Origin of the sequence: Leptolyngbya sp. UWPOB_LEPTO1, assembly GCF_017302695.1 — a bacterium.
GTDB classification, from domain to species: domain Bacteria; phylum Cyanobacteriota; class Cyanobacteriia; order Leptolyngbyales; family Leptolyngbyaceae; genus Leptolyngbya; species Leptolyngbya boryana.
The window spans coordinates 1-13,596 of the sequence record NZ_JAFLCJ010000051.1 but is presented as its reverse complement, the minus strand read 5'-3'; the positions used below and the strand labels follow the sequence as shown (position 1 = coordinate 13,596).

General features: G+C 47.2%; 5 protein-coding genes. 3 read left to right on the top strand and 2 right to left on the bottom strand.

The window, feature by feature from the left end; genetic code table 11:
* The coding region (locus tag J0L70_RS31475) for an extracellular solute-binding protein (RefSeq protein WP_287457275.1) at positions 1-437 on the top strand (437 nt) is incomplete at its 5' end.
* A 265-nt stretch (positions 438-702) separates the two neighbouring features.
* On the opposite strand, the gene J0L70_RS31470 is transcribed toward J0L70_RS31475, so the two are convergent.
* Positions 703-1,704 (bottom strand): threo-3-hydroxy-L-aspartate ammonia-lyase, encoded by a 1,002-nt coding sequence (locus tag J0L70_RS31470; protein ID WP_287457274.1) that lies wholly within the window; start codon positions 1,702-1,704, stop codon positions 703-705.
* Positions 1,704-1,988 (bottom strand): small RNA NsiR4-regulated ssr1528 family protein, encoded by a 285-nt coding sequence (locus tag J0L70_RS31465; protein WP_017291433.1) that lies wholly within the window; start codon positions 1,986-1,988, stop codon positions 1,704-1,706. The genes J0L70_RS31470 and J0L70_RS31465 overlap by 1 nt, the downstream gene beginning before the upstream one ends.
* A 767-nt stretch (positions 1,989-2,755) precedes the next feature.
* Between J0L70_RS31465 and J0L70_RS31460 the strand changes: the two genes are divergently transcribed.
* Entirely contained in the window at positions 2,756-3,160 is a 405-nt protein-coding gene (locus tag J0L70_RS31460; RefSeq protein WP_017291431.1) for a hypothetical protein, read from the top strand.
* A gap of 287 nt (positions 3,161-3,447) precedes the next feature.
* Positions 3,448-13,008, top strand: coding sequence for a Calx-beta domain-containing protein (locus tag J0L70_RS31455; RefSeq protein WP_287457273.1), 9,561 nt, complete (start codon positions 3,448-3,450; stop codon positions 13,006-13,008).
* Positions 13,009-13,596: the final 588 nt, after the last annotated feature.

The window sequence follows — 13,596 nt, the reverse complement described above, 5'->3', positions numbered from 1 at the left end:
TGGCAAAAGATGCCCGCGAATCGACTGACGCATTTTCCAAGCAGGGACAAGGCGATGCCTTGATCAACTATGAGAATGAAGTGATTCTGGCACAGCAAAAGGGGGAAAAGCTGGAATATGTCGTGCCAGATCCCAATGTGTCGATCGATATTCCGATTTCGGTGATTGATAAGAACGTGGATAAGCATGGCACGCGGGAAGTTGCAGAGGCATTTGTGCAGTATTTGTACACCCCGGAAGCGCAGGCTGAATTCGTCAAGTTAGGCTTCCGACCGTTGGATGGTGCCCCTGTGAAGACGAAAGAAAATACGGACAAGTACCCGGCGGTGAAGACTTTGGGCACGATTCAGGAGTATGGCGGGTGGAGCGAAGCACAGAAGAAGTTCTTTGACGATGGAGCGGTCTTCGACCAAGTCCAAGCTTCGATCAAACGTTAGGCATGACGCGTAGTTTGCCACTTTAATTTTGCGGAGTGGGGAGATGGGGAGCAGCAACTCTGAGTGCAGATCTTCTCTCTATCCTCCTATCTCTCGATCTGATTGACTGATGGTGAACTACTAGACCCGTAGAAATCGAACTATCTCGCTGCGGCTTTAAACTGTCTGGAGTACTGCGAAGTACTTTCCATCGTCCCTAAGACTTCGACAATACCCTTTGATTGTGAGCATCTAGGCAATGAGCAGAACAGCGATCGCATTGAATTTAGCTCATTTCTGGTGCTAAAGGACGGCGACGAGTTGCTTTCTCACGAGCATTTGCTTTTGTAAAGAGCTTTCCGCCTTCTTTGAGATCGATGTTACCCCCGCTAATGATTACGCCAATTTTGGCATCGGGGAAAGAGACGATTCCTTCGAGTAATGCAGCGGCAGCAAGCACACCTGTCGGTTCAACTACGATTTTCAGCCGTTCCCATAGAAAGAACATCGTGCGAAGAATTGCCGCTTCGGAAACTGTGACCATTTCATCTACTCGTTCCAAAATGATTGGAAAGGTCAGTTGTCCGAGAGCAGGCGTTCTTGCACCATCTGCGATCGTATTCGGATTGTTCACGGTTTGCAGCGTTCGACTATAGAAAGATCGCTTCGCATCATCTGCTTGTCTCGGTTCAACCCCAATGATTTGACAGTTTGGTGCGAGATGTTTTGTGGCAATCGCACATCCTGAAAGCAATCCTCCGCCTCCACAGCAAACGAGCAAAACATCCAGTTCACCCACTTCTTCGATCAATTCTTTTGCCGCAGTGCCTTGTCCGGCGATCACAGGCTCATAATCAAATGGAGGAATTAAAATACGATCGCTCAAAATGGATTGAGCCACGTCTTCTCGTTTCTGCAACGCTCGGTTATAGGTGATCACTTCTGCACCATAGCTTTCAGTTGCAGCCTTTTTCACCACAGGCGCATCACTGGGCATCACGATCGTAACCGGAATGTCTAAAAGCTCACCTGCTAAAGCAAGAGCTTGCCCATGATTGCCCGATGAATAAGCAAGAACGCCTCGCTGCTTTTGTTCATCGGACAATTGAGCCATCGCATTGTATGCTCCCCGAAACTTAAACGATCCCGATCGCTGGAAATTCTCACACTTGAAAAACACCTGTGCTCCAGTTCGATGACTCACCAGTCTGGAGGTGATCACAGGGGTTTTGTGAGCGATTCCAGCCAGACGATCGGCAGCCGCTAAAATATCCGAGTAAGCAACCATTATTTGTTGTAAAAGAAAGCAATTTCTTTATCTTTCAATGGTGCAAATCCAGCCGCCTCTAGCATTTGGTTGAGATCAGCTTGAGGAATATGTTTTGCTCCAATCCGCACAATTCTTGATCGCATCGTATTCGATACTCCACTGCGTTGCCGTCCCGCTTCAAGTGCCATGACTTTGTTATAAAGGTCGAGCTTTTCAGTGGGGATCGGAGAACCATCAAAGTCAATTCCTTTTGCGATCGCAACATCGATCGCATCGGCGCCTGTCGTATTTTCGGTACTCATAAAACGAATCAAATCTATTCTTGTACAAGAGCGATTGTACCAGGAAGCCTAGATCTGATAACGAATTAACTTAGCTGCAATTAGTTTTACCGAATTATCGGGAGATTTGATCTGAACCTTGGTCGCTTTTCATTCATGACTGTTGGGCATCTTGCCATGTTGATGAGCTTTAGCGTGACCACATAGAGGACATTCCATCGATTGGCTCGCAGTGAAGATCCATCTCTACTCAACCATTTCCACATGAGCTTGATGCACTCTCAAAGATCTGACGTTGATGCAGTAGGATACTCAGGACTGACGAGCAATTCTAAATTCACCCTCTTGAATCATCACACTATCAAGCCGTCTTCGTTCACAAGTTGTTAATCATTGAACATTTTTATTCCTGACAATCACAAAACTGTCGTAACGAGTAAACAAGCTGTCACGAGAAATGCAACAACTGTCGTAACGAATAGACAAGCTGTCACGAGAAATGCAACAACTGTCGTAACGAATAGACAAGCTGTCACGAGAAATGCAACAACTGTCGTAACGAATAGACAAGCTGTCGTAACGACAGCTTCTATTTTTGTGATTTGATCAGTGACTTACACAGAGACAGCATGTAAATTTGCGGAGACAAAATCGATCGCGGTAGAGAAATCACTTGCATTATCAAAGCAACTTTATAAAATCCTTACATTCTTTCTGCGTTTTCTGCTGAACCAGAAGTCCGGTTGAGTAAGCCAAGCTGGTCGCATAAATCTGTAGAGGAGAGAAAAATGTCTCGTAAAAAGCGTACTTCGCGAATTTTAGAAAAGGCTGAGATCCGCATCTCAGGGCTAAAAGCTGTTGATCCGGCGATGGATTTTGGTGAGTCTCGCAGTGTGGTGCATATGAGCGTGCAAATTGATCGATTACGCAGTCATATTGAAGACTATAATCGCGCGCTCACATTCCTCGACTCTTCTAAAAAACAAATTGAGGAACTTGAAAAAAGCTTAGGTGATCTCAGCGATCGCATGTTAACTGGAGTCGCATTCAAATACGGCAAAGATAGCCGAGAGTATGAGATGGCAGGTGGAACGCGGAAAAGCGATCGCATTCGTAAAAGCAGCATCGCCCGAATTAAAGCGACGAAAGGAGCAAAAATTACGCCTGAAACTGAGACTGAGCAAAGTGCATAAGTTAATTTTGCTCTAATGAGCAAAGAAATCGATACAGAGGGCTATCAACCTGGGAATGCTGAAGCATAGCCCTCTTAAATTCGACAGAGTCAATAGGTTTTATCCACGATCGTCATAACCGAAAAATTGTTGCGTGCATCCGTACATCCCGCGATCATGCTTCACAATTTTTTCTCGAAAAATCTGCGAAATTACTGCTTTGTAATTCCAGGTGAATGTCCTAAGGCGCGGATTGGGAAATCTACCCATTGAGCAAACTAGAACCCTCGTCCTACCTGGAGAAGAATATGGACTTCGCGAGATTACCCCAATGGAATCGTCAATCTCCACTTGAAACCAGCACAATTCCATCGATCGCAGTTTCGCAAAATGATTTCAGTCCAACTTGGTCATCGCTTCAGGGCAAATCGTCCTTGATTGTGATCGATTCGAGCGTTCCAAACTACCAGGAATTAGTTGCAGGGATTCAAGGCGATGCTCATATTTTAATTCTCGATCCCGTCAAAGATGCGATCGCCCAAATTACTTCAGCACTCTTAGAAGAGAGTGGGATTTCGAGCTTGCATCTTATCTCGCACGGAGCGAGTGGTGCGCTCAAACTAGGTGAAACTTGGCTCGATCGAGCAACACTCGATCGCTATCAGTCAGAATTTAAGCTGTGGAGCCAGTCCCTCACCGCAGATGCAGACATTTTGATCTACGGTTGTGATGTCGCTCAAGGGGAGATTGGACAAAGCTTTATTCAGCACTTCAGCCTGTTAACTGGCGCAGATATTGCTGCGTCGAATAATCTAACTGGCAATGTTAACCTGAATGGAGATTGGACGCTGGAAGTGCAAACCGGAGCAATCGAATCCGCGATCGCATTCAATGCTGATGTTCAGGCTAACTACCAATCAATTCTGCCTGTCGATCTGATTTCAGTGAGCAATCCTACACTCGTAAAAGGCAGCGTGGGACTCGACAACATTGGGCAAAACGCAGTCAGTGGAGATGGACGCTATGTTGTCTTTGCGAGCAGCGCTTCGAGCTTGGGAGCCAATGATAGTAACGGAGCATCGGATGTATTTCTATACGATCGACAAACCGATTCCGTCACCCTGATTAGCCAGAACTTTAGCAAAAGTGGCAGTGCAACGGGCGCATCCCTCAATCCCGTCATTAGCTTCGATGGCAACTTTGTTGCATTCATGAGCAATGCCAACAATCTTGTTGGATCAATGGCAAGCAATACAGATTCCATTAACAATATTTTTGTGTGGGAGCGGACTACAGGCAACATTTCACTAGTCAGCCGAGATGACACAGGCAAGAGTGGAAGCCGTGCCTCATCTGCTCCTAGCATCAGCGATGATGGCAGCCGAATTGCATTTCAAACTCAATCTCAACTTTTACCCACCGATAGTTCGGCTCGCCCAGATGTGTATGTTTGGACACGATCGACAGGTGCTTTAACTCATCTCAGTCGAAATCGGATCGGCACAATCAGCCGAACCGTTGGAGCCGATGCGCCTGTGATCAGTGGCGATGGAAAATATGTAGCATTTGCCAGCCTCTATTCTAATCTGGCAGCATCTGATACTAATGGTGTACAAGATATCTTTTTATGGCAGCAAGAAACCGATACGGTTATTAACTTAACGACTTCTGGTAATGCAGCATCATCTAGCCCGGTTATCAGTCGCGATGGAAGCCGGGTGGCATTTGTCAGCGATGCGACCAATTTCGCGACCGATACGAACGGAGTGCGGGATGTCTTTGTCTGGACGCGATCGCCCGAAAACCCGTTAGCCGGAACCATTCAGCTTGCCAGTGTGAATGCGACAAATACAAACAGCGGGAATACAATACCTGGCGCGATCGGGTTAAATCTAGGCTCGCAAAATCCAGTCCTGAGTCGAGACGGGCAAATTCTTGCGTTTACAAGTGCTTCAACCGACCTCGTTGCAGGCGACACCAATAATAAAGTAGATGTATTCGCGCGGGATTTAACCGCTAATACAAATCAGACTGTTTTGGTCAGTCAGAGCAGTACAGGAATTCTATCAGATGGGGACTCTGGCAACATTACGCTGAGCGCAGATGGCAAGCGGATCGCCTTTACAAGCCTGGGCACCAGTTTAGTCAGTGGCGACACGAATGGAGTGCAAGATATTTTTGTCCGAGATATTTCGACCGGACAACCCGATTCGGGTAAGACATTCTTAATCAGCCGCACGCCGACCGGAGGCGTTGGCAATAACAGTTCTGGAACCACTTCGACTGGGATTGAACCTTCGATCTCTGTCCCCATCATCACCAGTGATGGGACAAGCGTTGTGTTTGTCAGTCAGGCAAGCAATCTCAATCCAGAAGATGTCAACTCTAACTTTGATGGATACATCATTCCGGTAGCAACTGGAGCAGCCACTCTCATCAGTCGCCGTAATGCTGACCCCAATACAAGCTCACGAACAGGCAGTGGAGACTCGACGCTGGCAGAAAATTCACTGAGCGAAACGGGGCGTTACATTGTCTTTACCAGTAATGCCTCTGAGCTTACAGATGGCGATACAAATGGAGTTGCCGATGTTTTCTTGCGCGATCGTCAAACTGGAACGACAACGCTGATCAGCAAGGGTGCAACAATCGCCAATGGCGCTTCAGGAAATGCCAGCATTAGTGCGGATGGTCGCTATATCGTCTTTACGAGTGAAGCGACAAATTTAGGTAGTGTCGATAATAATAATGCGATCGACATTTTCTGGGTCGATGTGCAAACGCAGCAATTGCGATTAGTCAGCCGGGCAGTGGGTGGAGCAAGCAGTGCAGATGCAGCTTCACTCAATCCAGCACTGAGTGCAAATGGTCGCTATGTTGCCTTTACGAGTAGCGCAACCAATCTTGTTGCTGGCGACACGAATGGACTGCAAGATGTATTTATTTGGGATAGTCAGGATAATTCGATTCTGAATATCACTCAAGGTGCAACAGGTGGCATCTCAGAGCAGCCTGTTATTAGCCCCGATGGACGATATGTTGCTTTTGTCAGTGCTGCATCGAATCTTGCGGTTGGTGATACGAATGGACTCAGAGATGTCTTCGTCTGGGATCGCACAAACAGCAGCAGTATTACACTCGTGAGCCGAGCAACGGGAGCAAGTGGTGCAATTTCAGATGGCGATTCGTACCAAGTCAGTATGAGCCAGGATGGAAGAACGATCGCGTTTACAAGTACTGCCAAGAACCTTGCAGGCACACCCGATGGCGACAATGACGAAGATGTCTTTGTTCGCAACTTAGATACAAACACAACGGTACACGTCAGTGTGAATCAAGCAGGCGGATATAGCGTCAGCAGCGAATTCACGCCCCTAAGAGCATTCAGCCCGAGACTGAGTGGCGATGGTAAATTCGTCGCGTTTACTAGCACCTTTACTGATTTAGTTGCCACAGACACAAATGGAACCAGTGATGTCTTCTTACGCGATCTAACCACGAATGTCACAAAATTGATTAGCGTCAATCTGGCAGGTTCAGACAGTGGGAATAATGCAACGGGTGCAGATGGCGGCACTGGCAGCGGCACGGGCACTGGCTCTTTTGCGACTGGAATTAGCAACGACGGGCGCTATGTTGTCTTTAATAGCTTCTCAAGTAATCTTGTCGGTAACGATACGAATACTGCACTGGATGCGTTTGTCCGAGATGTCACTCAGAATCTCACACTTCTAGCGAGCCAAATTCCTGCTGAGACAAATAGTGGTCAAGGCGCTTCTTTCAATCCTGTCATTAGTAACAATGGCGGTTATGTTGCTTTCACTAGTCTTGCTACAGATTTAACGCCACGAGATTTGAACGGAAAATATGATGTCTTTGGCTTGAATCTATCCACGACCGTGAGTTTGTCACTGAGCAAAAACACGATCGCAGAAGCCACACCGACGAATTCAGTTCAATACACGATTCGGCGCAATCAAACCGCAGGTTCGTTAACGGTGAAGTTAGCGATCGACAACACAAGCACCGTCTCTGCCAGCGATTACACTTTCACTGCTGGCTCAGGAATTACGCTGACTCAAAACGGTTCAGAACTTACGATCGAGTTTGCAAACGGAGTGAATGAAGGCATTCTCACTTTAAGCGCGATCGATGACACTGCACTTGAAGACGAAGAAGTATTGAATCTCAGTGTTGTAGCAAGCCCAGATTATGCGATCGCAGATAGTTTTGGAACTACTTCGCTGAAGTTTATCGATAACGAGATCCCAATCTTTGTCTCCATTACCAATACCACTCAGGACATCAAAGAAGGGAATTCGGGCGAAAAAGCGTTTACCTTCCAAGTCAAACTGGCAACTCCTGCGACAACAGACCCTGTGACGGTTCGATATACAGTTCAGCCTGGAACGGCTGATGCTAATGACTTGACCGTAACAACAGGCATCCTCACATTTAACGTCGGAGAGGCAGATACTCAAACCATCACCGTTCAAGTCAAAGGCGATACACAGTTTGAGCCAGATGAAACCTTCACAGTTGAACTGAGCGATGCGAGTGCAAATGCGAGATTACAAACTGGCTCTGCAACTGCAACGATCGAAAATGACGACATTGCACCTACGATCGAGATCGTGGGTCTCGATTCAATCACGGAAGGGCAATCTGGCACACAGACTTATGCGCTAACCGTTCAGCTCAATCAAACTAGCAGCACCCCGATCACAGTAGATTATGCAGCCGTTGATTTAGGTGCAGCGAATGGCAAAGATTATGTGCTCGCGCCGGGTCAATTAACGTTTGCAGCAGGTGAACAAACTAAAACGATTAATGTCACTGTCAATGGCGATAGTATTTTTGAAGCCGATGAACAGTTCAAAATTCAGCTTTCCAATGCTGTCGGTGCAATTTTACCTGAAGCTCAAGCCGCAAAAACAGTCACGATCACCAATGATGACACCGCACCCACTCTCAGCATTGAGACAGTTGCTGAACAATCCGAGGGCACAACGCCTTATAACTTTGTTGTGAAACTCACAGGCGAGACAGAAGTGCCTGTGACTGTGAAATACGCAACAGTTCCTGGAACAGCGACAGTTGAAGACTTCACAAACGTATCTGATAGTTTAACTTTCGCAGCAGGAGAAACTCAGAAAACAATTGCGATCGCAATCACCGATGATACTCAACGCGAACGCAATGAATCGTTCTCAGTGCAACTTTCTGAGCCAACCAATGCAACCATTACCACTGCATCCGCAACTGGAACAATTACCGATAACGATCCCATTCCAACCGTATCGATCACCAACGTTACCAAGGCAGAAGGCAACGGTGGAAATACGCCATTCGAGTTTGAAGTCAGCTTATCCAATGCGAGCGATCAAGAAATTGTCCTCAACTACACAACCGAAGACGGAACGGCACTCGTCTCAGACAACGACTATCAAACAGCAAGCGGAACAATTCGATTTGCACCCGGAACAACCAAGCAAACGATTACTGTCAATGCGACAGGAGATAGCCGACGGGAACAAGATGAAACGTTCTCCGTAAAGCTGAACACGACAACTCCAAGCTTAGTAACGATTCCAACAGATGCGATCGGTCTTGGAACCATTCAAAACGATGATTTAACCTTCCCATCGATTAGCGTCTCGCCTGCAACTGTGAATGAAGGTGGAGTTCTTTCCTTTGAAGTGTCGCTTTCAGATACCAGTAGTGATGAAATCCGCATTGATGTTGCGACTAGTGACGGAACCGCATTACTCAGCGATTCTGATTACACTCGTCTGACTCAGACCCTAATTTTTGCTCCAAATGAGCGTACAAAAACCGTCACAGTTCAAACAACAAACGACAACAAGCTGGAAGACGACGAAACGATCACGCTCACCTTATCGAATCCAGTCAATACGACGATCGCAGGAACTGGAAGCGCGATCGGAACCATCAAAAACGACGACCAGCGACCCACGATCGGGATTGCAAGCACACCTTTAAGCGAAGATGACCCAACGGCTGCCGCTTATCCTTTTACGATCCGTCTCTCGAATCCGACCACTCAAACCGTAACGGTAAAATATCGGACGATCGATGACACTGCAACCGTTGCCGACAATGATTATGTGGCAACAAATGGAACCATCACTTTTAATCCTGGTGAAACCGAGAAGACCATTACAGTTCAAGCCATTGCCGACCGTAAATTCGAGCCAACCGAACGGTTTATTGTCCGTTTAGAAGATGCAGTTAATGCAGATCTCTCTCCCACCGCAACGGACGGACTGGGTGTATTGAACAACGACGACGCAGCACCGCAGTTATCGATTTCCTCTCGCACTGGAGCACAAGCCGAAGGCGATTCTGGCACAACTCCGTTTGTCTTCGTGGTCACGCTGAACAATCCGAGTAGCGAAGAAATCCGCGTCAACTACACAACTGCTAACGGCACTGCGACTTCTCCCGCAGATTTTGCCGCTACAAATGGAACCTTAATTTTTGCACCTGGACAAACCGAGCAAACGATCACGGTTAATGTTGCAACGGATTCTGGAATCGACGGAATTGAACCAGATGAAACCTTCTTTGTTCGCTTAAGCGACCCAATTGGAGCAACGCTCTCTAGCAACAGCGAAGCACAAGGAACCATTCTCAATGATGACAATGCTCCAACTCCGACGATCCGAATTGATGATGTCATTGCTAGCGAAGGCAACGGCAACACAACCTACACCTTCAAAGTTAAGCTGCTACAACCTACAACCAATACGGTCACCGTCCAATATCGCACCCTAGACGGCACAGCAACCGTCGCAGATGGAGATTATACAGGACTCACAGCCCCTGGAACACTGACTTTTGCACCTCGCGAAACCGAAAAAGAAATCTCGATCGTGGTTCGAGGAGATACAAAATTTGAGCCGAATGAAGATTTCTTTGTAGAACTCTTCAATCCCACCAATGCGACCCTATCGTCGCTATCAACAGCAAAAGGCGTAATCAATAACGATGATGCTCGCCCGACGATTAGCATTGGCAATGTCGTTGTCTCAGAAGGCAATGTAGACGGAGCATTCACCGATGCAATCTTCACCGTTTCGCTCTCAAATCCAAGCAGTGAAGCAATTACCGTCGATTTCACAACGGTTGATGGCACAGCACTGGTCAGCGATAACGACTATCAAGCTGCATCAGGTAAGCTCACTTTTACTCCAGGTGTCACCAGCCAGCAAATCACCGTCAAAGTCCGAGGCGATCGCAAATTTGAACTTGATGAAGCTTTCTCAATTCGTCTTTCTGCTCCAACAAACGCCGATCTATTCACGGCTCCAAATCAAGGCATCGGAACAATTCTCAGCGATGATTTCCGCCCAACCATTACGATCGACGATGCCACCCCAGTGTTAGAAGGCAACTCTGGCACAACCCCGATTCAATTCAAAGTCCGTCTCTCGAATCCCAGTAGCGAGACTGTAACCGTGAAGTATGTTACGAAGAACGGCACAGCAGATGGGAATGATTTTGCAACGGTATCGACTCCCACAACTGTCACCTTTGCGCCTGGACAAACTGAGCAGACTATCACCGTTCAAGCGATCGGAGATACCCAGTTTGAACTCGATGAAACCTTTACCGTTGAATTGAGCGAACCTAGCAATGCTCAAATTGCAGATGGCAGTGCAACGGGAACAATCATCAACGATGAAGCATTGCCACGGCTATCGATCGCAGCAGTTCCACCTAGTCTTGCAGAAGGCAATAGCGGTATCACTCCCTTTACGTTTGAGGTGAGTCTCAGTGAAGCCAGCCCAGTTCCCGTTACAGTCCGTTACAGCACTGTAGATGGAACCGCCACGATTACAGGCAACGATTATGTTGCTGCATCAGGAACACTAACATTTGCAGCCAATGAGACGAAAAAGACAATCACTGTGAACGCTTTAGGTGATACGCAGTTTGAAGGTAATGAAACTTTCCAAGTCGCACTCAGCAATGCATCTGGTGCAACCATTCAGACAGGATCAGCCACCGCGACAATCACCGAAGATGACACTCCTCCGGGCGGTGACACAACGGATTCGCCGTATGACATTCTCTGGCGCAATCAGCGCACTGGAGAAAACATGCTCTGGCTTCCATCCGGCAGCTTATTAGAGCGCGAGATCCCCTTCTTCACCGTACCAGACCCGCGTTGGCAAATCGCTGGCTCAGCCGATTTCGATGGCGATGGCGACACGGATCTCCTCTGGCGCAACCCTAGCACTGGAGAAACTGCAATTTGGCAAATGGCTCCTGATCTCTCATTCAGAGGAAGTCTGCTGCCGACCACCGATAGTAGTTGGGAAGTCAAGGGAATTGCAGACTTTAACCGCGATCGCAAACCAGACATCCTCTTCCGCAATGTCAGCACAGGTGAGAATGCGATCTGGTTCATGCGTGATACAGCGTTGAGTTCATCATCTTTCATTACGAGAGTTGCAGACACAAGCTGGCAAATTGATGTTGTTGCCGACTTTGACAACGATGGCAACGCAGACATTTTCTGGTCAAATACGCGCACCGGAGAAACAGCCCTATGGTTCATGAACGGAACCAATATCAAATCGAGCCAGTTCTTGCAGAAAGTTCCAGATATTGCTTGGCGACCGATCACGTCGGGCGACTTTAATCGAGATGGATTTGTCGATTTGTTCTGGCGCAATCAGCGAACAGGTGAGAACGCAATCTGGTTCCTACGAAATGGCGAACTCCAAAGCAGTTCTTTTATTCAATCTGTTCCACCGACGAGTTGGCAGCTTGAGCAAGTTTACGATTTCAATGGAGATCAGAGTTTAGATCTGTTGTGGCGCAATACTGTGACACAAGAAATGGCAATTTGGTACATGGCGCGTGAGGTATTTGGAGCGTATGCGCTCTTGCCGAGCCTACCCGATCGCAATTGGGCAATCGAAGGGGTCGGTTTGATCGGCAACCAAAGAAAAGGTGAGATTGTTCTGCGGAACTATCAAACGGGTGAAAACCGCATCTGGCGAGTGAATCAAGATGTGTTTAATCGCACGACCATGTTAGAAACCTTAAGCCGCGATTGGGAGATTCAAGGAACGGGAGACTTCGATCGCAATGGCGATGCTGATATTGTTTGGCGGAATTTGCGAACCCGCGAATTGTCGATTTGGCTGACACAGAATGGGCAAGTTCGTGAGAAAGTTACTGTTCCGTTAGGATGGGATGTCCCGACCACTTGGAAGATTTTGGCAGTCGATGATTTTAGTGGTGATGGCACTCCCGATCTATTGTGGCGAAACGACCAAACGGGTGAAACCGCATTCTGGACATTCAATGGGACTCAGTTTTCTTCGAGCAGCTCAATTCTGCCTGCAATGGATACTAACTGGCGGTTAGAAGGGGTTGCCGATATGAATAACGATCGCAGTCTTGATTTAATCTGGCGCAATCCGACGACAGGTGAAATTGCATATTGGTTGTTCGATCGCACTCGATTAACTCGTGGCGTAATCAATCCTGCAATCGATTTAAATTGGCAAATTAGAGGTTTTGCAGACTTTAATCGCGATGGTCAAACGGATATCGTTTGGCGCAATCTGGTGACGGGTGAAAATGGCATTTGGATTATGAATGGAATCCAATTGAGTCGAAGCATCAAGTTGGAAAATGCGTTGCCAACTTGGGATATTGTTGGCATTGGAGAATATAACCAAGATAACCAGCTTGATTTATTGTGGCGCGATCGCTTGACTGGCTCGAATGCAGTTTGGTATCTCAACAACGGCAATTTCGTACTCGGAGCTTACATTCCATCGCTTCCTGATCCTGCTTGGACTGTGGAGGGAATTGACGATTTCTAAGTTAGGAACTGCTCAGACTAGCACCAATTTAAGAAGAATTCTGGGCTGTTGCTCTCGCTTCTTAAACTATGGTGCAGAGCCTATAGCACTCCTGTTTGGTTTGTAAGATCTTGCAAGTTGGGGAATGGGGAAATTGCTCTCCATTCCCCTATTTCACAGCCGATTTAGGACTGCTGTAGTCGCGGCTAGAGAAATTGCTTGTATCTCCTCTCGGCTCTGCTCAACGCTCTAAGATCTAAGTTTTTTGTGAGTTGAGTGCAGCCGAAGCTCAAAGCCAATCAAGAATTCAGCACACTTTTCTTGAAGCACAAACTCTTACCAGATTTGGGAACTCGGAAAAGCAAAGAATTGAGATGATGGCAGATCAAACGTCATATGTACCTGTCAGCGATCGCCCAATCATCAAACCCACAGAATAAAGGGTTTCTCAAATCAGCAAAGCGCTGGAAATAATTCATACAAAAAAGCCCCCCATTTCTGGAGGGCTTCATTTTGCTCAAATCAGTTAAAGATTAACCGTTGATTGCAGGTGCGCTCATTGCAACAGGTGCAACTTCACCAGCAGCCAAGTCGAGCGGGAAGTTGTGA

What these genes read in the sequence shown, in the direction of transcription:
- J0L70_RS31460 (WP_017291431.1), top strand. Translation starts at nt 2,756, where the DNA reads ATGTCTCGTAAAAAGCGTACTTCGCGAATTTTAGAAAAGGCTGAGATC.
- J0L70_RS31465 (WP_017291433.1), bottom strand. Translation starts at nt 1,988, where the DNA reads ATGAGTACCGAAAATACGACAGGCGCCGATGCGATCGATGTTGCGATC.
- J0L70_RS31455 (WP_287457273.1), top strand. Translation starts at nt 3,448, where the DNA reads ATGGACTTCGCGAGATTACCCCAATGGAATCGTCAATCTCCACTTGAA.
- J0L70_RS31470 (WP_287457274.1), bottom strand. Translation starts at nt 1,704, where the DNA reads ATGGTTGCTTACTCGGATATTTTAGCGGCTGCCGATCGTCTGGCTGGA.